We start from the raw sequence: 21600 nt of genomic DNA on the forward strand, positions 1-21600 counted from the left end.
CACGTACACCCCGCCCTGCGCCAGCGTCCGTCGACCCTCGCTGCGCGACGCGACCAGGCCCGAAGTGGCCAGCAACTCGTCGAGCTCCATGGCCGGGCGCAGCCCGTCGCCATCGAGGCGAACCGTCGGGATCTCCCGGGCCAGCGCCTCCAGGGTGTCCAGACCGACCTGGTCCAGCGGGCGCCCGAACAGGACATCGGCCACTTCCTCGGCGGTTCGTGCGGCCCCTGGGCCGTGCACGAGCTCGGTGGCCTCCCGCGCCAGGCGCCGCTGTCCCTGCCGTCGCCGGGGCTCGGCCGCGTGCGCCGCGGCCACCTCGCGCGCCTCGTCGACCGTCAACAGCGTGAACTGCAGGAGGAACTGCTCCACCTGCCGGTCGTCGGTCTGCATCCAGTACTGGTGGAACTGATACGGCGATGTGCGCGCGGGATCCAGCCACACACGGGCGCCCGTCGTCTTGCCGAGCTTGGTCCCGTCCGGGGCGGTCAGCAACGGCCACGACAGCGCGTGCACCGCGTGGCCGCGGGTGCGACGGATCAGGTCGACCCCGCCCAGGATGTTCCCCCACTGGTCCGAGCCACCGATCTGAAGCTCGCAGTCGCGGTGGTCGTGGAGCCACAGGTAGTCGTTCGCCTGCAGCAGCATGTAGCTGAACTCGGTGAACGAAATGCCGTGCTCCGAGGCCAGGCGTGCCTTGACCGACTCCCGCGCCAGCATCTGGTTCACCGTGGCGTGCTTGCCGACATCGCGCAGGAAGTCGATCACCGACATCGGTTCGGTCCACGTGCGGTTGTCGACCACCTCGATCGTCGGGTCGGCGAGGACCTGCCGCATCTGGTCCGCGATCGCCGCGAGGTTCCGGTCGAGGGTGGCCGCGTCGAGCAGGTTCCGCTCCTCCGACCGACCACTCGGGTCACCCACCATCCCGGTCGCGCCGCCGGCCAACGCCACCGGGCGGTGGCCCGCGGCCGCCAGCCGTCGCAGCACCAGGAGACCGATCAGGTTTCCGACGTGGAGGCTGGGCGCAGTGGGATCACAGCCGTAGTAGACGGTGACCGGACCCGACGCGAGGCGATCGGCCAGCGCCGCACGGTCGGTGACGTCGTGGACGAGACCGCGGGCTTCGAGGTCCGAGAGGATGTCGACGGGCTCGGCCATGGCGGTCATGCTCGCCGCCCGACCTGCGCCGGGTCCAGCCCGTTGCCTCAGTTGGGGTCGACTGCCGGGTCGATGGCAGGCTGGAGCGGTGGGCCCCGCCAGCGACACCGCCGACCGCGACCCGGCGATCCCGGCCGCCAAGCTTCGCCAACACCACTGGGCGGTGATCGGCGGCATCGGCGCGTTCGTGGTGCTGGCGATCTTCTGGGCGCTCGTGTTCACCGGCACCCTCACGCCGAAGAACCCCGACCGGCTGGCCGACCGGGCCTGGGTGCACCGCACCGACGCGCAGTGCAAGAAGGTGCAAGACGCCATCAACCGCCTGCCCAACGCCGGCAAGGCGACCTCGGCGGCAGCACGGGCCGATTCCCTGCAGCGCGGCTCGGACCTGCTCACGGGTTTGGTGGCCGACGTGCGGGCCGACCAGCCCGACACGGCTGACCAGCGTGCGGTCGTACGGTCCTGGCTGGCCGACTGGGACTTCTACCTCGCCGATCGCGCGGCGTACATCCACGCGTTGCGCACGGAGGGTGGCAGCGCCAAGCCACTCATGCGCCCGATCCACGGCAGCACCGCCAAGCAGACGATCACCGACTTCGCCGACGCCAACGGCATGGGCAACTGCGAGGCCCCGCTCGACTTCTGAGCGCGCGCACCAACCAAAACCCCCCGAGTTGTGAGCACTTGGCCACCTCCACGGTGGCCAAGTGCTCACAGCAGCGGGTTGTTCTTGGGGCGGGCCGAATCCTGGGCTCAGTCCAGGGCTCGGTGCAGGACGTCGGCCACACGGCCGGCCTGCGCGAGCGGGTCCCCGTCCGCGGGCGTCAGGACCAGCTCCGGGTGCAGCGGCGATTCGTACGGATCGTCGACGCCGGTGAAGCCGGTGACCTCACCGCGGCGGGCCTTGCGGTACAGGCCTTTCGGATCTCGCGCCTCGCAGACCGCCAGCGGGGTGTCGACGAACACCTCGACGAACGGCGCTCCTGCTTGGTCGTGCCATGCCCGGATCTCGTCGCGGCCGGACCGGTAGGGGCTGATCAGAGCGACCACCGCCACCACGCCCGCGTCCGCGAACAACACCGACACGCGGCCCGCGCGGCGCACGTTCTCGTCGCGGTCGGCAGCCGAGAAGCCGAGATCGGCGTTGAGCCCGTGACGCAGGTTGTCGCCATCGAGGCGGTACGCGGGACGTCCCTGGCCGACCAACAGGCGTTCCAACTCGATGGCCACCGTGGACTTGCCCGAGCCGGAAAGGCCCGTCAACCAGACCGTGGCGCCGCGAAAGGGCCGATCGGCCGGGCTGAGCGGGCTGGCATGCCAAGTGACGTTGGTGCTCACGGCGCGAGCAACCCGGTCAGGCCGAGGCGCCGAGGATCATGCCGGCAGCCACGGTGTTGTTGGTCGCCTCGTCGACGAGGATGAAGCTGCCGGTCGCCCGGTTGCGGCGGTACTCGTCATAGAACAGCGGCTGGGTCGTGCGCAGCCGGATACGGCCGATCTCGTTGAGGCGCAGCTCCTCGACGGCTTCGTCGCGGTGCAGCGTGTTGACGTCGAGCCGGTACGGCAGCTCCTTCACCAGCCCACGAACCCATCGGGTCGTGTGCTTGAGCGCGTACTTGGCGCCAGGCCGCAGGCTGCCCTGCTCGGTGAGCCAGCACACCATGGCGTCGAGGTCCTGGCCGGTCTCGGGGCGGTTGTGCGGGCGGCAGATCATGTCGCCGCGTGAGACGTCGAGATCGTCCGCCAGTCGGACGGTCACCGACATCGGCGGGTACGCCTCCTCCACCGGACCGTCAGCCGTGTCGATCTGGGCGATCGTCGTGGTGAACCCCGACGGGAGGGCCATGACCTCATCGCCCGGCTTCAGCACGCCCCCAGCGACCGTGCCGGCATAGCCCCGGTAGTCACGCCACTCGTTGGACTGGGGCCGCACGACGTACTGCACCGGGAACCGCACGTCGATCAAGTTGCGGTCCGACGCGATGTGCACTTCCTCGAGGTGGTGCAGGAGCGACGCGCCGTCGTACCAAGGGGTGTTGGCTGATCGCTCGACCACGTTGTCGCCCGTGAGCGCCGAGATCGGGATGAACGTGAGGTCAGCGATGTCGAGCTTCGAGGCGAAGTCGCGGAACTCGTCGCGGATGCGCTCGAACACCGCCTGATCCCAGTCGACCAGATCCATCTTGTTGACGCACAGGACGAGGTGCGGCACCCGCAGCAGCGAGGCAAGGAAGCTGTGTCGGCGGGTCTGTTCGGTGATGCCGTTGCGGGCGTCGACCAGCAACAGCACCAGATCGGCGGTCGAGCAACCGGTGACCATGTTGCGCGTGTACTGCACGTGCCCCGGGCAGTCGGCGATCACGAACTTGCGCTTCGGCGTGGCGAAGTAGCGGTACGCCACATCGATGGTGATGCCTTGTTCCCGCTCGGCGCGGAGACCGTCGGTGAGCAGCGCCAAGTTGGTGTACTCGTCGCCACGCTCGGAGCTGGTGCGCTCGATCGACTCGAGCTGATCCTCGAAGATCGTCTTGGTGTCGTAGAGGATCCGCCCGATCAGGGTGGACTTCCCGTCGTCGACGCTGCCCGCAGTCGCGAACCGGAGCATCTCCATCAGAAGTAGCCCTCCTTCTTGCGGTCCTCCATGGCGGCCTCGGAGAAACGGTCGTCGGCCCGGGTGGCGCCTCGCTCGGTGATGCGGGTTGCCGCGACCTCGGCCACCACCGCCTCGGGTGTGGCGGCCGTCGACTCGACCGACCCGGTGCACGAGGCGTCGCCCACCGTGCGGAAGCGCACCGAGGCCGTGTAGGGCTCCTCGCCTTCGAGCAGCGTGAGGAAGCGGGTGACGGCCAACAACATTCCGTCGCGGCGCACCACCTCGCGCTGGTGGGCGTAGTAGATCTCCGGCACCTCCACGCGGTCCTCGGCGATGTACTGCCACACGTCGAGCTCGGTCCAGTTGCTCAGCGGGAAGGCTCGGATGTGCTCGCCCTTGTTGATGCGGCCGTTGTACAGATCCCACAGCTCCGGGCGCTGGTTCTTCGGGTCCCATTGGCCGAACTCGTCGCGAAAGCTGAACATGCGCTCTTTGGCGCGGGCTTTCTCCTCATCGCGCCGGCCGCCGCCGAACAGCGCGTCGAAACCGCGCTCCTCGATGGCTTCGAGCAAGACGCCGGTCTGGAGCCGGTTCCGCGAGGCGGTGGCGCCTTTCTCTTCCACCGCCTTGCCGGCGTCGATCGCGGCTTGCACGGACGCCACCACGATCCGCAGCCCGAGCGCTTCGACCCGCTCGTCGCGAAAGGCCAGCACCTCGTCGAAGTTCTCGCCGGTGTCGACGTGCATGACCGGGAACGGGATCGGCGCCGGCCAGAAGGCCTTGGCGGCCAGGTGCAACATCACCGCCGAGTCCTTGCCACCGGAGAAGAGCAGGCAGGGCCGCTCGAACTCGGCGGCGACCTCCCGGAAGAGATGGATGGATTCCGCCTCGAGGGTGCGGAGGTGGGGCAGTTGGTACGTCGGGGGCATGGCCTTTCCCTGCGGTGCGGGCGGAAGGTCGACACATAATCCTGACCGATATGGTCAGGATTCACCAAACCGGGGCGGCACCGCCGGCGAGCGGGCGCCACGGGGTCGCGGTCCCGGATGGATGTCGACATGACGGAAACTACTGCGATGAGCGCCACCGAACAGGACCACGAGCTCGCCGCCCAACTCGCGGTGGCCGCCGCCCGGCTGCTGCTCGACGTCCGCACCCAGCTCGTCGCACGGGGAGCGCCAGCCGAGGAGCTCGAGGCCGAAGGCGATCGCCTCGCCCACGAGCTGCTGATGGCCGGCCTCGCCCAGCACGCGCCGCACGACGCGGTGCTGTCGGAAGAGCAGGCCGGCAGCCGCGAGGGCGGCGACCACCCTCGGCTCCACGCCGAGCGGGTGTGGATCGTCGACCCCCTCGACGGCACCCGAGAGTTCGGCGAGCCCGAACGAGGCGACTGGGCGGTGCACGTGGCGTTGGCCATCGACGGCGACGTGGCGGCCGGAGCGGTCGCGCTCCCGGCCCAGCACGTGGTGCTCGGCACGCGGCCTGCTCCCCCACCCCTGCCACCAGCCGCCGAACGCCCCCGCTTGGTCGTCAGCCGGTCGCGCCCTCCGGTGGTCGCCGAGCAGCTCGCCACCCACCTCGACGGCGAGCTGGTGCCGATGGGGTCCGCCGGCGCCAAGGCGATGGCGGTGGTGCTCGGCGGCGCGGAGATCTACGTGCACAGCGGCGGGCAGTACGAGTGGGACTCCGCCGCGCCCGTCGCCGTTGCCCGCGCGGCCGGCCTGCACACGAGCCGGATCGACGGCTCGCCGCTGCGCTACAACAACCCGGAGCCGTACCTGCCCGACCTGTTGATCTGCCGTGCAGAGCTGGCGGAGCAGGTGCTGTCGGAGCTGGCGTCGCTCGCGAGCTGACGCAGCCTCAAGGCGCGCGGCGCACCACCAGGACTGCTGCGTCATCGCCGCCTCCCGTTCCGGCCCACGCATGCACGCTGCGCGCGACGTGGTCGGCGATCGTGCCCGCCGAGCGCCCGCGGCACTGTCGGAGCGCCTCGGCGATCCCGGCCTCGCCGAACTCCTGGCGGTCGCGGCGCGCCTCGGTGACCCCATCGGTGTACAGCACGATGGCGTCGCCCCGGCCGAGGTGGACTTCGACGTCGGAGAGCTTGGGATCGGGCACCACGCCCAGCAGGGTTCCCGTGCAGGCCAAGGGGCGCACCTCGCCCTCGAGCGGAAGGACCAACGGGCGAGGATGTCCACCTGACGCGACCCAGACCGTGGCGCCGGTCGGCCCCGGACGGAGGTGTACCAGCGCAGCCGTGCAAAAGCGTGTGTCGTCGACTTGGCCGAGCAGCACCTCGTTGGCGCGCCGGAGCGTGTCACTCGGCGACTGGCCCGGTTGGCTGACCGCCCGAATCGTGTTGCGGACCAAGCCGGTGATGGCAGCAGCGACCGAGCCCTTGCCCGACACATCGCCGATCACGATCGACCAGCAGCCGTCGGGCAGCTGGAACAGGTCGTAGAAGTCGCCGCCGACATCGAGCTGCTCCTCGGCCGTGCGGTAACGCGCGGACACCTCGACATCGGGGATCTCGGGCAGGTGCGGCGGCAGTAGCGCCTGTTGGAGGATCCGCGCCACCTGCGTGCGCTCGGCGAAGAGCCGGGCGTTGTCGAGCGCCATGCCGGCGCGTGCCACGACGTTGTCGATGAGCCGCTCGTCGGCCAAGTCGAAGTGGCGCCCCGACGCACCGTCGCGGGTGCGGGCGCACGTCACGACGCCGATGACCCGGCCGCGACCGAGCAGCGGCAACACCACAACGGCGGTCGTGGCCAGCTGACGCTGGAGATCTGCGTCGAGTGATCCCACGGCGCGAGCAGCCAGCTCGTCTTCCGTCACGTCACGCCAGCGCGCCGCCCGCCCGGATCGCGCGACGTCGTCGATCCCCCACGCGAGCGGCTTCCCGGCCTTGTCGACCTCGTGGCGGCTGCCCTCGAGCAGGCCGATGCCCTCCTCCGTCGCGTGGGCAGTCGCCGCCTCCTTCAGGCGCCCCGCGTCGTCGACGCTGTGCACGGTGCACCAATCGCACAGCGCCGGCACCAGCAACTGGGCCAGCGTGCCCACGGTGCTCACCGGGTCGAGCGTGGTGGTGAGCGCGGTACCTGCCGACGCGAGGAACGCCAGCCGGTCCCGTTCGAGCTCCGCCTCTCGCCGCGCGGTCCGCTCCTGCTCGAGGCGGACGCTCAGGGGCACTTCGGGCATGATCCGAGAGGCTATCGGTGGCGCCCAGGCGCGGGCGTGGGACGATGGCCTCGTGGATCCTTCGGAGTTCCGCGTGGTGCGCTACCAGGTCGACGCTGGCGTGGCCACGATCACGTTGAACCGCCCCGACCGGCTCAATGCATGGACCGGCCGGATGCACACCGAGTACCGGGCCGCCCTCGCCGCGGCCGAAGCCGACCACCGGGTGCGGGTGGCGGTCGTGACCGGCGCGGGACGCGGGTTCTGCGCCGGTGCGGACAGCCAGGCGCTTGCCGTCCACGCCGACGCACGGACGTACGACGCGGGCATCGATCCCGGCGCCATCGCCCGGCCGGGTTTCGGGGTGCGCCCCGAGTTCGACCACCCGTTCGCGTTCCACTTCGGGCTCCGGTTCCCGGTCATCGCAGCGGTCAACGGGGCGGCGGCGGGTGTGGGGCTCGTGCTCGCCTGCTTTTGCGATCTCCGGTTCGCAGCCAGTGGCGCCAAGCTCACGACCTCGGCGCCCCGCCTGGCGCTACCGGCCGAGTATGGGCTGTCGTGGCTGCTGCCGCGCCTGGTCGGCATCGGTCACGCGGCCGACCTGCTCTTGTCGAGCCGGGTCGTGCTCGCCGAGGAAGCGGCCACCATCGGGCTGGTCAACCGCGTGGTCGCACCCGACGACCTGCTCCCGGCGACGTACGCGTACGCCAACGCCATGGCGACGCAGGTCTCCCCGGCATCGCTACGGGTGACCAAACGCCAGTTGTACACCGACTTGCACCGCGACGTCGGCAGCGCAGTGGCCGACAGCGAAGCGCTGTTGGCCGAGATGACCAGTGGGGACGATTACGCCGAGGGGGTGGCGGCCCTGTTGGCCAAGCGTCCGCCCCGCTTCGCAGATCAGTAGCACCGCAGCTCCCCGCGTGGATGCGCGCCGATTCGCGCACGGGTGGACCCGCGAGCACCAGCCGAGACCTGGGCAGCGAGGTTCCGCCGATGGGCGCCGGCGGGGCTCGGCACGCGAGACTTCCGTCGTGACCGACGCGCCGCCCCATCCCGGTGACCTCGACCGTGGCGTCTTCAGCGACCAGCCGCCGTGGGAGCTCCCCTGGCCGCACCAGCTGGTGTGGCGCTACCCGGTCCCTGCACTCCGCGACGAGCTGACCGCGGAGCTGCCGAGGCTGCTCGAGCCTCGCCTGCTGCCGCCCGGCCGGCGCATGGTCGGCGTCGTCCGGCACTTGGGAGGGGCGCTGGCGGGTTGGGCGTTGCGCGAGCGGCGACGCGGCGGACAGGAGTCGATCGCCGGGCTGTCGCGCCGGCTCCGCAAGGCCGCCGAGGCGCTCGGGCCCACCTACATCAAGCTCGCCCAGATCATCTCCTCGGGCGAAGGCCTCTTCCCCGAAGAGTTGGTGTCGGAGTTCCGCAAGTGCCGCGACCAGGTGCCGCCGGAGCCGTTCGACATGGTGCGCAAGGTCGTCGAGGGTGAGCTCGGCCGCCCGCTCGAGCAGGTGTTCTCATCGTTCGATCGCAAACCACTCGCCGCTGCCTCGATCGCACAGGTGCATGCAGCGGTCCTGACCACCGGCCAGTCTGTCGTGGTGAAGGTGCAGCGGCCCACCGTGAACCGCCTGGTCCACCAGGACCTGCGAGTGATGTCGTGGGTGGCGCCGAAGCTGGTCGGACGGATCCCGGTCGCCGCGCTCGCCAATCCGCCCGCGCTGGTCGAGCTGTTCGCCGAGACCATCACCGAGGAGCTCGACTTCCGCCTCGAAGGCGACAACATGCTCGACGTCGCCCAGGTGTACGCCGAGCTCGATCAGCGCCATTTCGTGATCCCCCGACCGCACCCTGATCTGGTCACGCCTCGAATCCTGGTCATGGAGCGACTCGACGGCTTCAACTTCGACGATGTGGCCGGGATGCAGGACGCCGGCGTCGACACGAAGGCGGTGGTGCGTGCCGGCATGATCGGTTTCCTCGAAGGCGCCCTCCTCCACGGTGTGTTCCACGGCGACCTGCACGGCGGCAACTTGTTCGTCCTGCCGGACGGCCGTACCGCCCTGCTCGACTTCGGGATCACCGGGCGGCTGAGCCCGGTCCAGCGCCAGGCCTTCTTGCGGTTGCTCGTCACCGCCACCACCAACGACCTCGCCGGCCAAGTCGCCTCGTTCCGCGACCTCGGCGCCCTTCCGCCCGACACCGACATCGACGCGGTGGTCGCCGAGCTCGGCCTCGATCAGCCCGCCGTCGACCTCACGACGCTCACCGGCGACGACCTCACCAAGGAGATCCAGCGCGTCATCAAGGCGCTGCTCGGCATGGGCGCCCGCTTTCCCAAGGAGCTGATGTTGTTCGTGAAGAACATGGTGTTCCTCGACGGCTCCATCGCCACCCTTGCTCCTGACGTCGACTTGTTCGCCGAGATCACGCATGTGGCCACGTACTTCGCCACCCATCACGGCGAGCGGATCGCCGCCGAGGTCGGCCTCGAAGGCACCACCTGGGACCTCGATCTCACCGGCATCAAGGCCAGCTACGGCGTCGACCCCTCCGTGACGACCTCGCTCACCTACCAAGAGCTCCAGGACCGCCGGGTGGTCATGCGCCAGCGGATGGAACAGCGTGAGCGGCGACGCGGCCGCCGCCTGCTCGGCGGCCGTCGCCAGCACGGGGACTGAGTCCACCCGGTCACGCTCTACCATCGGCGGCCGCATGAGGCTCGTGATCGCCCGCTGCTCGGTCGACTACGTCGGTCGGCTCAACGCCCACCTCCCGCCTGCCATCCGCCTGTTGATGGTGAAGGCCGACGGGAGCGTGTGCGTCCACGCCGACGGCGGCGCGTACAAGCCGCTCAACTGGATGACCCCTCCAAACCGCTTCGAGGAGGCCGACGGCGAATGGCGGGTGTCGAACAGCAAAGGCGACGCGCTCGTGATCACGATCGACGAGGTCCTGTCCGACTCGTCGTGGGACCTCGGTGACGACCCGGGGCTGCACAAGGACGGCGTCGAGGCCCACCTCCAAGAGCTGCTGGCCGCCAACTGCACCGCGATCGCACCCGGCTTGGAGCTGATCCGCCGGGAGTACCCCACGGCCATCGGGCCGGTCGATCTTCTGTGCCGCGACCCCGAGGGTGGCACCGTGGCGATCGAGATCAAGCGGCGTGGCGAGATCGACGGCGTCGAGCAGCTCACCCGCTACCTCGAGTACCTCGAGCGCGACCCACTGCTGCGACCCGTCCGCGGCATCTTCGTGGCCCAGCAGATCAAGCCCCAGGCCCGCACCCTCGCCACCGACCGCGGACTCGGTTGGGTCGAGGTCGACTACGACGAGCTCCGCGGCATCGAGTCCGACGAGCTCCGCCTGTTCTGACCCCGCCCCGTCCCCGCGCCACCCCCCCAACATCCCCGTTCTGGGCTGTTTTTTACGCGTCCCAGCGCGTCAAAAACAGCCCAGAACGGGAGAGCGGGCGGGTCAGGCGAACTTGACGAGGCCGGCGTCGAGGACGATGCGACCGTCGCCGCCCTGGGTCTGGAAGACGGCCTCGCTGCCGCCCGTGCCCCACACGCTGATGGTGAGCGACTCACCAGGGAACACCGGCGAGGAGAAGCGGCCCTCCATGGCCTTGAAACGCGACGGGTCGCCTTCGCACACCGTGTTGAGCAAGGCCCGACCAGTGAAGCCGTACGTGCACAGACCGTGCAGGATCGGCCGATCGAACCCGCCCATCTTGGCGAACTGCGGGTCGGCGTGGAGCGGGTTGCGGTCACCCGAGAGCCGGTAGATCAGCGCCTGCTCGGGCCGGGTCGTGTACGTGACCTTGTGGTCAGGGTCGCGCTCGGGCGGCACGTTGCGCGGGCCCGATGGGCCACGCTCGCCGCCGAAGTCGCCCTCGCCCCGGATGAAGGCCGACATCACGGTCGTGAACAGCGGCTCGCCGACCTTGCCGTCGCCCTCGAGCAGCGTCGAGACCGAGGTGCTCTCGACCACCGCGCCCTTGCCCTTGTCCCAGATCGCGGTGATCTCGCCGACCGTCGACACCTTGCCGGCCACCGGGATCTCCTGGTGGAGCTCGATGCGTTCCTCACCGTGGACGAGCATGGCGGGGTTGAACGAGCCGATCTTCCCCATCACGCCGCCGCCGCCGAAGCCCAACACGACGGCCTGGGTCGGCAGCACGCGCTGGGTGATGTTCATCGAGTTCTCGGTGGTGAAGGCGAGCTCCTCGAGCGGCTCCTGGCCGGCGCCCACACCGACCGCGTACAGCAGCGAGTCGCGGCTGGTCCACGACGACTCGACCGGGTCACCTTTCGCGCCGACGGCGCCGGGATCGATGGCCATGTCAGGCGTCCTTCTTGTCGGCGCCGAACATGTCGGCGTTGGGACGAGCCTCGGCCACGAGCTTGCGGACGACCTCGCCGGTCTCGGCGACGGTGTCGGGCGTATCGGCCGTGGGCCCCCGGTGCCAGCCCTCCGACACCGACAGCAGCCGACCGCTGATGTCGAACACGCGACCGGTGACGTCCTTGGACTCGGCCGACGACAGCCACGCGATCAGCGGCGCGATGCGAGCAGGCGACATCTGCTCCTTCACCTCGTCGGACGCTTGGCCCATGCCCAGGTTCTCCGTCATGCGGGTGAGCGCGGCGGGGGCGATGGCGTTGACCGTGACGCCGTATCGGGCGAGCTCCATCGAGGCGATGATCGTGAACGCGGCGATGCCGGCTTTGGCAGCGCCGTAGTTCGTCTGTCCGACGTTGCCGTAGATGCCCGACGGCGACGAGGTGTTGATGATCCGGCCGTCGACCGGGTTGCCGGCCTTGGCCTGTTCCCGCCAGTACGCCGCGGCGTGACGCGACGGGCCGAACGTGCCCTTCAGGTGCACCTTGATGACCGCGTCCCACTCGGCCTCGGTCATGTTCGTCAGCATGCGGTCGCGCAGGATGCCGGCGTTGTTGATGACCACGTCGAGGCCGCCGAACGTGTCGATGGCTTGTTTGATCAGGCGCTCCGCGCCGTCGAAATCGCTGATGTCGTCACCGTTGGCGACCGCTTCGCCGCCGGCCGCCTTGATCTCGTCGACGACTTCCTGCGCGGGCCCGGTGGAACGGCCCTCGCCGTCCATCTCCCCGCCGAGGTCGTTGACGACCACCTTCGCGCCTTCGTGGGCCAGGAGCAGTGCGTGCTCCCGCCCGATCCCTCGGCCGGCGCCGGTGATCACGCAGACGCGGCCTTCACAAGTCCCTGCCATCGATGTCGTCCCCCTGGGGTGTGCCGAGCGGTGTCGGCATCTTGGCAGACGCCCCCGAGCGAGTGCACACCGAGGACCGGCACGCGGTGCGGCCACGCCGCCACGGGATCACACCGGCACGAACGCGGCGATCTCGTCGGCTACACGAGCTGGCGCGTCGAGCGGGACGAAGGCAGCCCGAGCCGAGATGCGCCCGATCATCGCCACACTCATCCACGGCCTCGCCGCCGATCGCCGTCCCTCGGACTGACCCGGCGATGGTGGTTCCCGTTCGATGTCACAGGTCGTCGTCATGATGGGGGTTGACGGGCGGACGACGACGAAAGGCGGGCGCCACGATGGAAGCGGAACGACGAGCAGAGTTGGAGCGGATCATGGGCCGCCTCGCCGAGGGCGACGATGCTGCAGTGGTCGAGCTGCTCACGGGGTTCACCAAAGAACTGCAATCGGCGGTCGCCACTCAGGCGTTGCGGCGCGGGGTTCCCCTCGATCGCGCCGATCGTGAGTCGCTGGCGGTCGACACCGCCTTCGCCATCGCCGCCGTCGCCGGTACGTGGCGCGCCGATGGCGGGGCCCTCCCCTGGGTGTGGGCGGCGCACCGCATCGGCAACGTCATCGCCGCACACGTCGGCACCTTTGCCACCTCGTGCGACACGGAACAGTTCGCCGAAGCGCGTGACGCTCGCGACGAGATCGTCGCATGGATCGGTCGACCGGCCGACGAGGAACCGGTCGCGCTGCTCGAACAGCTGGCCACGTCCGACGAGCAGCTGGCCGCGCTCTGCACCCTGGCCCGGCGCGTCGGTGACCGCGACCTCGGACTGCTGCTCGACTACCAGGTCCAACACGACCAGGGCGACCCCGCTCCGGCCGAGACGGTCGGGCGCACCCGCGGCCTACAAGCCGCCACGGTGCGCCAGCGAGTGAGTCGCTACCGCCGCAAGCTGCGCGACGCGGCGAGGGCGGACGCCGAGCTCGCCTGGCTCGCCGACATCCCCTTGTTGAGCGGTGGCCCCGCAGGCGACGAGCCGATGCTGGCGCCGGTCGCATGAGCGCCGGCCGACCCGAGCCACGAGCGGAGGAGGGGTTGCCGTTGCGGCCGCCGGCGACCACCTCCGAGCGGCTCGCCCGGATGGCCTACGAACGACTGGCGGCGAACTACCTGCGGGCGAGGCGGCCGTGGCCCGCAGGCATGGCTGCCACCGTCACGGTCCGAGGGGTGCTGGGCGGCACCCGGGCCGAGCTCGCGGCGGCGTTCCAGCTCCCGGTGCCGGGCGTCGACGATCTCGAGGAAGGCCGTGTCCACCCCGCCTTGATCCCGGCGTCCTATGTCGAGGCGAGCCCGTGGCTGCCGTGGAACGAGATCGTCGAGCTCGCGCTCGACGAAGCCGCCACTCCGGTGTTCCAGCGCGACCGCAGCTGGCCACCGGCAACCGCTGCTGCCTGGCTCACCCAGCACGCCTTGTTGCCCGACGCCGCGCCGTCGCGCCACCCGGCCGCTGGCCGCGCCAAGCCGGGTCCGGCCGACCGACCCGGCCCCGTGCCCCCATCTGAACCCGCGCCGTGATCGACGGCGACCGCCCTCAGCTGTTCGCCAAGGCGGCGACGAACAAGACCGCCCAGAGCACGATGCCGACGTAGCCGAGGATCAGCCCCGCCAAGGCCATCCCGTCGCCCCGCTCCCCCGTCTCGCGGATCTGGCGCCGCCCGAGGTGACCGAAGATCACAGCGAGCAGGTTCCCGCCGAGCAACCCCAGCACGAGCGCCACGACGGCGAACGCGTTGGTGGGCGTGAGCCCCGACCCTCCCGTGGGCGCGCCTTGTCGGCCGGCCGCGAGGGTCGAGGCGTTGGTCACGTCCACCGTTCGCGCCGCCGGCTGCGGTGCGTCGAGCGCGGCCGCGACCGCGGCGATCCCGAGCACCACCAGGGCGCCGGCCACGCCAAGTGAGTTGGTGTACGCGTGCTTGGCGGTGTGGGTGATGAGCGGCTGGGGGCCGAGCAGCAGCGCGCCGGCGAACGCGCCGCCGAGCGCTGGGAACCACGACCGCTCGAACCCCGTGGCCACCACGATCACCACGAACCCGAACACCGCACCCATCACCGCGCTGGCGCAGGCGTAGCGGACCGCCTGGGTGGTGCTCAACTGGAGCCCCGTGTGCAACAGGTAAGGGCTGAGACGGGAGATGCGGATCACGAACCTGGTGCCAGCGACGCGATCGCCGGCGACCGCGGCGGCGACCGCCACGGCCACCACCATCACGCCGAAGCCCACCACGGCACCGGCGACGACCTGCCCGAGCCGCTTCGTCCGCATCATCAGCGCGCCGGCCGCGACCGTGAGCACCCATGGGAACACCAGCAACGCAAACCAGACCTTCCCGTCCGACACGCGCCCGTAGCCGTACGGGCCCGCCCATTGGAAGTCCGCGACGACTGCGGCGAGCAGCGTGGCGCCCACCATCGCGACCACCACGCCGGACGCCCGAAGGGAACGTCGGCTGCGGGAGGCGGCGGCTGGAGCCGGCACAGGACGTTCGGGGGGCACCGCACCGGTGGCGCCGCGTGGCGGATCGCCACCCGGAGGCGGGCCGTCCGATGTCGTGGTCGACTCGTCACTCGGTGTGCTCATGGCGGACAGCATGGCATGACAGGGTCTGAGGATGTGCGATCGAACGGCCGGGTGCCGGCGACGTGTCTACGGTGGCGTCGTGGAGCAACGCGAGATCGTCGTGGTCGGTGGAGGGCCCGCAGGCACCGCTGCCGCCATCACCGCCGCGCGGGCCGGCCGTCAGGTGACCCTGATCGACAAAGCGAGGTTCCCTCGCGACAAGTGCTGCGGCGATGGGCTGACGGCCGGGGCGTTGCGGCTGGTCGAGCACCTCGGCCTCGACCCTGCCGATGTGCCGTCCTGGCAGGTGGTCGACGACGTGATCGTCCGGTCACCGTCCGGCCGCGAGGGACGATTCCCCCTGCCGCGCGACGACGGCCAGTTCGCAGTGGTGGCTCGTCGCCGGGAGCTCGATGCAGCGATGCTCGACCTGGCACGCGCGGCCGGCGTTGAGGTGCTCGAAGGCCACGGCTGCACCGGTGCGGTGAACCGGCCCGACCACGTCGAGCTCGTCGTGGACCGCGTCGGCACGATCGCAGCCCGCTACGCGATCGGCGCCGACGGGATGTGGTCGCCGCTGCGCAAGCACCTCGGCCTTGCTGACCCGACGTACCGGGGCGAATGGCACGCCTTCCGCCAGTACTTCACCGACGTGGGCCCCCGGGCGGCGAGCGAGCTGTTCGTGTGGTTCGAGCCCGACCTGCTGCCGGGCTACGCGTGGTCGTTCCCGCTGCCGGGCAGCCGGGCGAATGTCGGCTACTGCATCATCCGACCCGAAGAGCTCGACGGAGGGGCGCTTCGGCGGCTGTGGATCGACTTGCTCGACCGTCCCGCCATCCACGAGGTGCTCGGCCCGACCGCCCGCCCGGAGGACCGTCACAAGGCGTGGCCCATCCCTGCCCGCATCGACGGCGTGCGGCTCGCCACGGGCCGAGTGCTGTTCGTGGGCGACGCGGCGCGGGCCACCGATCCCATGACCGGCGAGGGAATCGGCCAGGCCTTGTTGTCCGGGGTCCTCGCCGCGCAGGCGATGACCGCGGCGGGGCCGCTCGACGCGGTGGGCGCAGCCCGTCACTATCGCCACGCCGTACGCCGCGAGCTCGTCGCCGACCACCGGATGGCGCTGGTGACCGCCCGGGGGCTGCGCCACCGCAAAGGCGCTCGAGCCGCGGTGCGCTTGGCGGCCGCCAACGACTGGACCCGGCGCACCTTCGCTCGCTGGCTGTTCGAGGACTATCCGCGGGCCATGGCGGTCACGCCCGGCCGCTGGCACCCCGGCGTGTTCACCGGCCACGGCGCGTACCGCGAGCACCCACGGCCCGGCCCTTGTTGACCGCACGGTCGAGTGCGGGCCTACAGTCCGGTCGATGCGCACTCGTCTGACCGAGACCCTCGACGTCGAGCACCCGGTGATGCTGGCCGGGATGGGTGGCGTCTCCTTCCACGAGCTGGTTGCGGCCGTGTCGGAGGCCGGCGGCTACGGCTGCATCGGTGCCGCCGCCGCGAGCCACGAGGAGATGGTCGCCGAGATCGCGGCCACGCGGGCGCGGACGTCGAAGCCGTTCGGTGTCGACTTGCTCACCGCCGCCCCCCAGGACATCGAGGCGAAGATCCGCGACATCGCCAAGGGCGGTGCGACTTCTTACGTGGCCGGCCTCGGCGTGCCCCGCGACGTGATCGAGTTGTGCCACGAGCTGAATCTGCTGGTGATGAGCATGTGCGGCAAGGTGCGCCATGCGGTGGCCGCGGTGGAAGCAGGGTGCGACATCGTGGTCGCCCAGGGCACCGAGGCCGGCGGCCACACGGGCACGGTCGCCACGATGGCGCTGGTCCCCCAAGTGGTCGACGCGGTGGGCGACCGCGTGCCGGTGGTCGCCGCCGGCGGGATCTTCGACGGTCGGGGTCTGGCGGCCGCGCTCAGCCTCGGCGCCGACGGTGTCTGGGTGGGCACACGCTTCATCGCGACCCCCGAGGCCCACACTGTGAAGGGGTACAAGGACCGGCTGCTCGCCACCCCTGAAGACGGCACCATCGTCACCCGTGCGTACACCGGCAAGACCTGCCGGGTCGTGCGCACCAGCTATGTCGACGACTTCGAGGCGGCCGGCGGTGAGCCACTCCCCTTCCCTGGCCAGGTCCTGCAGTCCTGGCAGGACGGGGTGAACCACCTCGGCGCGGGACCCGAGACGACCGACGTCGACATCGACCGCGAGTTCATGCCGGCGGGGCAAGGCGTGGGCGCCATCCACGAGCTGGTGCCCGCCGGCGAGCTGGTGCACCGCTTCGTGGCCGAGGCCGAAGCCGCCCTCGGCCGGGTCGACGCGGCCCGCTGAGGAGGCGAGCCGGTAGGCGAACCGACCATCAACACGGCGCCTGATTCGCCAGGCACAGCCTGGCGAATCGCACGGCGACCCGCGAGTCGGGCGACCCGTCCGCGCAGGTCCTGAGCGGGTCCGGTCTCAGCGCGGGTTGCGGCTGGGCAGCAGCGCCTTGAGCTTCTTGCCGGCACCCGACCGGTACCGGGCCCGCAGCAGCTTGAGGCCCATCCGGTCGATCCGCTTGGGCAGCGGGAACCAGTAGACCTCCTTCTTCAGGCCGGCGCGGTCGACCAACACCGACTTCTCGATCGAGAAGCGGCGCAGCGCTTCCTCGCCGTGCACCCGCCCGATGCCCGATTCCTTGACACCGCCGAACGGCAACGACGTGACGCCGTAGCTGACCAGCGCGTCGTTCACGCACACGTTGCCGGCCTGGATGCGCGCCGCGAGCTGCTCGCCCCGCTCGGGGCTCTTGGTCCACACCGAGGAGTTGAGGCCGTAGACGGAGTCGTTGGCGAGCGCGATCGCTTCCTTGTCGTCGTGGAACCGCATGATCGGAAGGACCGGCCCGAAGGTCTCGTCGCGCATCACGGCCATGTCGTGGTCGACGTCGACCAGCACCGTCGGCTCGAACCACAGCCCCGGCTTGCCGAGGACGCGGTGGCCGCCGACGAGTGCCTTTGCACCCTTGTCGACTGCTTCGTCGACGTGACGCTCGACGATGTCGACCTGCTTGGGGAAGGTCATCGAGCCGATGTCATGCGCCGGACCCTCGCCTTGGCGGATCTTGCTCGCACCATCGACCACCTTGTCGACGAACTGGTCGTAGACGGAGTCCTGCACGTACACACGCTCGACCGCCATGCACGTCTGGCCCGAGTTCGAGAACGCACCCCACAGCGCGCCCGCCGCCGCACGGTCGAGGTCGGCGTCGTCGCACACGATCATCGGGTCCTTGCCGCCGAGCTCGAGGATCACCGGGATCAGCTGCTCCGCCGCCGCCACAGCGACCTTGCGGCCGGTGGCGACCGAGCCGGTGAAGCACACCATGTCGACCCCGCCGCGCACGACCGCATCGCCCGTCATGCCGTCGCCGGTCACCACCTGCACGATGTCGGGATGCCCGCCGACCTCCGCGAACAGCTTGCCGACCTCGACGCCCACCAGCGGGGTGACTTCCGACGGCTTGAGCACCACCGTGTTGCCGGCGAACAGTGCAGTGGCCACGGGGGTCATCGTCAGCGTCAGCGGATAGTTCCACGGGCTGATCACGCCGACCACGCCCATCGGTTCGTACCACCGCATGGCCTTCTTGTGGACCATGGTCGAACCGGCCGACACCTTCTCGGGCTGGAGCGTGCGCCCGCCGTGCTTGGCGTAGTAGTCGATCAGCTCGCAGGCCACCATGAGCTCGGTGAAGACCGCCTCGCCGCGCAGCTTGCCGGTCTCCGCGCAGACGACGTCGACCAGCTGCTCTGCCCGGTCGAGCAGGAGGTCGCGCACCGCCTTCAGATGCGTCGCACGCTCCTCGAAGGTGAGGCCGGCCCACGCCACCGATGCGACGCGGGCGCGCGCGATGGCCGCGGCCACTTCGTCGGGACCCTGGTTCGGCACCGAACCCGTCACCGCGCCCGTGCGCGGGTCGCTGGTCTGGATCGTGCGTTCAGCGGTGTCCGTCATGCCCCTATGCTCGCCGCGATCGCGACGAGATGCACGCGGCGAGCCTTGGCGGTCGGGCTCACGGACCGTTGACGATCGTGCCAGAGCCAGCAATCGGCATGAGGTGCGGAGCAACAACGAGGTCAGCTGAGGGTCACCAGGAGTCCCGACCGGGTCGGTAGCGCAGCACCACCGCGCCAGAGCCGAGCTCCTCGCGACCCACGAGCGTGAGATCGAGCCGCTCCCGAAGACCGGCCAGCAGCGCGGGCCCATGACCCGCAACGATGGGCTGCACGACGAACTCGTACTCGTCGATCAGCCGCAAGTCGGCCAACGCAAGCGGGAGGGTCACCCCGCCGACCGCGAGGCCCTCGCCCGGCTGCTCCTTGAGCGCACGGACCGCGTCGCCGAGGTCACCGGTCACGAGCTCGGCGTTCCAGTCGACGTGGTCCAAGGTGCTCGACACGACGTACTTCTTGGCGCCGTCGATGGTGTCGGCGAACGGCACCATCCAGTCGGCCATCCATTCGGGCCAGGCGCCGGACGGCGGCCTCCGCCATGCCTCCTCCATCATCTCGTACGTGACGCGGCCGAACAGGAGGGCGTCAGCCCGCGCGAGGTTCGCCGCGTGGTGGCGGTGCAACTCCTCGTCGGGGATGCCCTCGCGATGATCGCAACAGCCGTCGAGTGTCACATTGATCGAGTAGCGAAGTGGTCGCATCGGGTTCTCGGCGCTCCCTTGCCGCGGCGGCCGGCGCCGCGCCGGCCTCCATGAGACGTGATCAGCGGCGCTGGCTCATCGGTCGCCGATCGCGATGGCAACACGGCCACCGGCCGCGGCCACCGTCCGGAGAAGTCCAGATCCGATGTATCTGCGACGCCGACGGGCGCTCTGTGCAGCAACCCCTGGCAACAGGGGTGCGAGGACGGGCGGTCTGCGGGGGATGTGGGCGCAGCTGCAGAGCGCACGTCGAGTGGAGGGGTGGGGCTCTCGGCTCGGATCGCGCCGACGGTCCGAGCCGGCTCGCGTTCGCCCCTTCAGTCGCTGATCGCCTTGACCTTCTCGATCACCTCGGTGGGCTTTTGGCCGCCGGTCGGCACCGGTGTGACCTGAAGGTGCGTCACGCCGGCCTCTTTGAAAGCAGCGACCCGCTCCGCGATGTAGCTCTCGGGCCCGCACAGCGTGGTGGCCTCCAGCAGTTCGTCGGGCACGAGCGCCGCGGCTTCCTGCTTCTTGCCGTCGAGGTAGAGGTCCTGGATCTTCGCAGCCGCTTCCTCGAAGCCGTAGCGGCAGGCGAGGTCGTTGTAGAAGTTCTTGCCCTTTGCGCCCATGCCGCCCACATACAACGCCACCATCGGGCGTGCGAACTCGCGGATGGCGGTCACGTCGTCGCCGTCGCCGATTGCCAGCAGACCGCCTGCAGAGATCTGCAGCGGCCCGAGCGCCGGGTCACGCTTGGCGGCTCCCTCGTCGACCGACTTGCCCCACACTTCGCGATACCGCTCGGGGATGAAGAAGATCGGCAGCCAGCCGTTGGCCACCTCGGCCGTCATCGCCACGTTCTTCTCACCGATCGACGCGACCCACACCGGGATCTGGTCGCGTACCGGGTGGGCGATGATCTTCAGCGCCTTGCCGAGGCCCGTGCCCTGCCCTTCGGGCAACGGCAGGTGGTAGTGCTTGCCGTCGAACGTGACGCGCTCTTCGCGCTTCCACACCTTGCGGCAGATGTCGATGATCTCTCGCGTGCGGCCGATCGGCGCGGTGTACGGGATGCCGTGCCAGCCTTCGATGACCTGCGGGCCCGAGGCGCCGAGACCGAGCTGGAAGCGACCTTCGGACAAGGCGTCGATGCCAGCCGCGGTCATGGCGATCAAGGTCGGCGTGCGGGTGTACAGCGGCAAGATTCCGGACGCGATCTGCACGCGCTCGGTCTTGGCGGCCAGATACCCCATGAGGCTGGGGCCGTCGAAGCCGTAGGCCTCGGCCACCCACACCAGGTCGAGCCCGGCCTTTTCGTACTCGGCCACCGACTCAGCGGCTTCCCGGAAACCCCCGGCGTAGCTGAGCGGCATGCTGATCTGCATTGGACTTCCCCCTGCGGAACTTGCGGACGGCGAGACGCGATCGCCCATCCTTCCGGCACGGACGCCTGCGGCGCCAACCGGCACGGGTGCAACGAAGCCGGCCACGTCCTCAGGAGGCGAGCCGACAGGCGAGCCGACCCATCAACCCGACGCCTGTCCGCCAGGCGTAGCCTGGCGAATCGAACCCTGACCCGCGACTCGGGCGACCTATTTCGCGCAGGTCCTTACCCTGGTGAACGATGACGAGTACGCCGCCCACACCCGCCGACCCCTCTGAGGTGGCGGGTCGCCTCCGTATCGCCGTGGCCCGACTCAACCGGCAGCTGCGCCAGCAGGCCGACCTCGACCTCCCCCCGACCCGGCTCGCCCACCTCGCGACCATCGAGCGGCGCGGTCCCCTCACGCTCGGCGAGCTGGCCGCGATCGAGCGGGTGGCGCCCGCGACCGTGACCAAGGTCGTCGACCACCTGGAGCGCCTCGACCTCGCCCGCCGCCAGCGCGATCCCCGCGACCGCCGCGTGACCCGGGTCGAGGCGACGGCAGCCGGTCGGGCCCGGCTGGCCGAGACCCGCACCCGCAAACACGCGTGGTTGGCACAGCAGGTTGCCGCCCTCGACCCCGACGCGATCGGGCGTCTGGCAGCCAGCCTCGACGTGCTCGAGGGATTGGCACAGCCCGAACTTCACGATGGAGCCGCCGCCACGAGCGACCCCTGCTGAGCGCAGCCAGCACGCTCAGCCCGGCCTC

Annotated in this window: 20 protein-coding genes and 1 pseudogene (1 of these 21 cut by a window edge); 10 read left to right on the forward strand and 11 right to left on the reverse strand. The window is 70.4% G+C overall.

Features of this window, described 5'->3' with window-relative positions; all coding sequences use genetic code 11:
• Positions 1–1158: the 5' portion of a tyrosine--tRNA ligase gene (gene tyrS / locus VHA73_06455; protein ID HVX17655.1), read on the reverse strand. It extends 126 nt beyond the left edge of the window; the window shows 1158 of its 1284 coding nt (coding positions 1–1158); the start codon lies at positions 1156–1158; the stop codon falls past the left edge of the window.
• An 88-nt stretch (positions 1159–1246) separates the two neighbouring features.
• Between tyrS and VHA73_06460 the strand changes: the two genes are divergently transcribed.
• A complete protein-coding gene (locus VHA73_06460; protein HVX17656.1) occupies positions 1247–1804 on the forward strand; it encodes a hypothetical protein in 558 nt (185 codons plus the stop codon).
• Positions 1805–1911: 107 nt separating this feature from the next.
• Here VHA73_06460 and cysC read toward each other — a convergent pair whose 3' ends face one another.
• The 3 genes and pseudogenes from cysC to cysD all read right to left on the reverse strand — a co-directional run bounded on the left by cysC (position 1912) and on the right by cysD (position 4683).
• Positions 1912–2496: an adenylyl-sulfate kinase gene (cysC, locus tag VHA73_06465; protein HVX17657.1), complete on the reverse strand. Its 585-nt coding sequence runs from the start codon at positions 2494–2496 to the stop codon at positions 1912–1914.
• 16 nt (positions 2497–2512) lie between these two features.
• Positions 2513–3769: a GTP-binding protein gene (locus VHA73_06470; protein ID HVX17658.1), complete on the reverse strand. Its 1257-nt coding sequence runs from the start codon at positions 3767–3769 to the stop codon at positions 2513–2515.
• Positions 3769–4683 (reverse strand): annotated as a pseudogene (gene cysD / locus VHA73_06475) (sulfate adenylyltransferase subunit CysD). Before cysD ends, VHA73_06470 begins: the two are co-directional and overlap by 1 nt.
• Before the next feature lie 144 nt (positions 4684–4827).
• Here cysD and VHA73_06480 point away from each other — a divergent pair.
• Entirely contained in the window at positions 4828–5604 is a 777-nt protein-coding gene (locus VHA73_06480) for a 3'(2'),5'-bisphosphate nucleotidase CysQ (GenBank protein HVX17659.1), read from the forward strand.
• A gap of 7 nt (positions 5605–5611) precedes the next feature.
• Here VHA73_06480 and VHA73_06485 read toward each other — a convergent pair whose 3' ends face one another.
• Complete coding sequence (locus tag VHA73_06485; GenBank protein ID HVX17660.1) at positions 5612–6949, reverse strand: GAF domain-containing SpoIIE family protein phosphatase; 1338 nt, start codon at positions 6947–6949, stop codon at positions 5612–5614.
• Here VHA73_06485 and VHA73_06490 point away from each other — a divergent pair.
• The 3 genes from VHA73_06490 (at position 6948) to nucS (ending at position 10300) form a co-directional block, all read left to right on the forward strand.
• A complete protein-coding gene (locus VHA73_06490) occupies positions 6948–7835 on the forward strand; it encodes an enoyl-CoA hydratase-related protein (GenBank protein HVX17661.1) in 888 nt (295 codons plus the stop codon). The genes VHA73_06485 and VHA73_06490 overlap by 2 nt on opposite strands.
• Positions 7836–7962: 127 nt before the next feature.
• Positions 7963–9606 carry an AarF/UbiB family protein gene (locus VHA73_06495; protein HVX17662.1) on the forward strand — a complete coding sequence of 548 codons (1644 nt, stop codon included), beginning with the start codon at positions 7963–7965 and terminating at the stop codon, positions 9604–9606.
• A gap of 34 nt (positions 9607–9640) precedes the next feature.
• The gene (nucS, locus tag VHA73_06500) at positions 9641–10300 is read left to right on the forward strand and encodes an endonuclease NucS (protein ID HVX17663.1); all 660 of its coding nucleotides are present in this window, start codon (positions 9641–9643) and stop codon (positions 10298–10300) included.
• 102 nt (positions 10301–10402) lie between these two features.
• Here nucS and VHA73_06505 read toward each other — a convergent pair whose 3' ends face one another.
• Positions 10403–11269, reverse strand: a complete 867-nt coding sequence (locus VHA73_06505; GenBank protein ID HVX17664.1) for a MaoC/PaaZ C-terminal domain-containing protein — start codon at positions 11267–11269, stop codon at positions 10403–10405.
• A gap of 1 nt (position 11270) precedes the next feature.
• Positions 11271–12179 (reverse strand): SDR family oxidoreductase, encoded by a 909-nt coding sequence (locus VHA73_06510; protein HVX17665.1) that lies wholly within the window; start codon positions 12177–12179, stop codon positions 11271–11273.
• A 338-nt stretch (positions 12180–12517) separates the two neighbouring features.
• Here VHA73_06510 and VHA73_06515 point away from each other — a divergent pair, with 338 nt between their 5' ends.
• Complete coding sequence (locus tag VHA73_06515; GenBank protein ID HVX17666.1) at positions 12518–13231, forward strand: hypothetical protein; 714 nt, start codon at positions 12518–12520, stop codon at positions 13229–13231.
• Positions 13228–13746, forward strand: coding sequence for a hypothetical protein (locus VHA73_06520; protein HVX17667.1), 519 nt, complete (start codon positions 13228–13230; stop codon positions 13744–13746). Before VHA73_06515 ends, VHA73_06520 begins: the two co-directional genes overlap by 4 nt.
• A 16-nt stretch (positions 13747–13762) precedes the next feature.
• Here VHA73_06520 and VHA73_06525 read toward each other — a convergent pair whose 3' ends face one another.
• On the reverse strand, positions 13763–14809 hold the full coding sequence (locus VHA73_06525) for a DUF4190 domain-containing protein (protein HVX17668.1): 1047 nt from the start codon (positions 14807–14809) through the stop codon (positions 13763–13765).
• Between the two features lie 31 nt (positions 14810–14840).
• Here VHA73_06525 and VHA73_06530 point away from each other — a divergent pair, with 31 nt between their 5' ends.
• Both VHA73_06530 and VHA73_06535 read left to right on the forward strand, forming a co-directional pair.
• A complete protein-coding gene (locus VHA73_06530; protein ID HVX17669.1) occupies positions 14841–16121 on the forward strand; it encodes a geranylgeranyl reductase family protein in 1281 nt (426 codons plus the stop codon).
• Between the two features lie 34 nt (positions 16122–16155).
• Positions 16156–17121, forward strand: a complete 966-nt coding sequence (locus tag VHA73_06535) for a nitronate monooxygenase (GenBank protein HVX17670.1) — start codon at positions 16156–16158, stop codon at positions 17119–17121.
• Between the two features lie 126 nt (positions 17122–17247).
• Here VHA73_06535 and VHA73_06540 read toward each other — a convergent pair whose 3' ends face one another.
• The 3 genes from VHA73_06540 to VHA73_06550 form a co-directional block, all read right to left on the reverse strand.
• Positions 17248–18786: an aldehyde dehydrogenase family protein gene (locus VHA73_06540; GenBank protein ID HVX17671.1), complete on the reverse strand. Its 1539-nt coding sequence runs from the start codon at positions 18784–18786 to the stop codon at positions 17248–17250.
• Positions 18787–18919: 133 nt separating this feature from the next.
• A complete protein-coding gene (locus VHA73_06545; GenBank protein ID HVX17672.1) occupies positions 18920–19486 on the reverse strand; it encodes a dihydrofolate reductase family protein in 567 nt (188 codons plus the stop codon).
• 317 nt (positions 19487–19803) lie between these two features.
• Complete coding sequence (locus VHA73_06550) at positions 19804–20853, reverse strand: LLM class F420-dependent oxidoreductase (GenBank protein ID HVX17673.1); 1050 nt, start codon at positions 20851–20853, stop codon at positions 19804–19806.
• A gap of 239 nt (positions 20854–21092) precedes the next feature.
• Here VHA73_06550 and VHA73_06555 point away from each other — a divergent pair, with 239 nt between their 5' ends.
• Complete coding sequence (locus tag VHA73_06555; protein ID HVX17674.1) at positions 21093–21572, forward strand: MarR family transcriptional regulator; 480 nt, start codon at positions 21093–21095, stop codon at positions 21570–21572.
• Positions 21573–21600 lie beyond the last annotated feature (28 nt).

It is taken from the genome of Acidimicrobiales bacterium (assembly GCA_035547835.1).
GTDB lineage: Bacteria > Actinomycetota > Acidimicrobiia > Acidimicrobiales > Iamiaceae > DASZTW01.

What these genes read in the sequence shown, in the direction of transcription:
- VHA73_06525 (HVX17668.1), bottom strand. Translation starts at nt 14,809, where the DNA reads ATGAGCACACCGAGTGACGAGTCGACCACGACATCGGACGGCCCGCCT.
- VHA73_06535 (HVX17670.1), top strand. Translation starts at nt 16,156, where the DNA reads ATGCGCACTCGTCTGACCGAGACCCTCGACGTCGAGCACCCGGTGATG.
- VHA73_06545 (HVX17672.1), bottom strand. Translation starts at nt 19,486, where the DNA reads ATGCGACCACTTCGCTACTCGATCAATGTGACACTCGACGGCTGTTGC.
- VHA73_06480 (HVX17659.1), top strand. Translation starts at nt 4,828, where the DNA reads ATGAGCGCCACCGAACAGGACCACGAGCTCGCCGCCCAACTCGCGGTG.
- VHA73_06485 (HVX17660.1), bottom strand. Translation starts at nt 6,949, where the DNA reads ATGCCCGAAGTGCCCCTGAGCGTCCGCCTCGAGCAGGAGCGGACCGCG.
- VHA73_06550 (HVX17673.1), bottom strand. Translation starts at nt 20,853, where the DNA reads ATGCAGATCAGCATGCCGCTCAGCTACGCCGGGGGTTTCCGGGAAGCC.
- VHA73_06510 (HVX17665.1), bottom strand. Translation starts at nt 12,179, where the DNA reads ATGGCAGGGACTTGTGAAGGCCGCGTCTGCGTGATCACCGGCGCCGGC.
- VHA73_06520 (HVX17667.1), top strand. Translation starts at nt 13,228, where the DNA reads ATGAGCGCCGGCCGACCCGAGCCACGAGCGGAGGAGGGGTTGCCGTTG.
- nucS (HVX17663.1), top strand. Translation starts at nt 9,641, where the DNA reads ATGAGGCTCGTGATCGCCCGCTGCTCGGTCGACTACGTCGGTCGGCTC.
- VHA73_06470 (HVX17658.1), bottom strand. Translation starts at nt 3,769, where the DNA reads ATGGAGATGCTCCGGTTCGCGACTGCGGGCAGCGTCGACGACGGGAAG.
- VHA73_06530 (HVX17669.1), top strand. Translation starts at nt 14,841, where the DNA reads ATGTGCGATCGAACGGCCGGGTGCCGGCGACGTGTCTACGGTGGCGTC.
- VHA73_06555 (HVX17674.1), top strand. Translation starts at nt 21,093, where the DNA reads ATGACGAGTACGCCGCCCACACCCGCCGACCCCTCTGAGGTGGCGGGT.
- VHA73_06515 (HVX17666.1), top strand. Translation starts at nt 12,518, where the DNA reads ATGGAAGCGGAACGACGAGCAGAGTTGGAGCGGATCATGGGCCGCCTC.
- VHA73_06540 (HVX17671.1), bottom strand. Translation starts at nt 18,786, where the DNA reads ATGACGGACACCGCTGAACGCACGATCCAGACCAGCGACCCGCGCACG.
- VHA73_06490 (HVX17661.1), top strand. Translation starts at nt 6,948, where the DNA reads ATGATCCGAGAGGCTATCGGTGGCGCCCAGGCGCGGGCGTGGGACGAT.
- VHA73_06505 (HVX17664.1), bottom strand. Translation starts at nt 11,269, where the DNA reads ATGGCCATCGATCCCGGCGCCGTCGGCGCGAAAGGTGACCCGGTCGAG.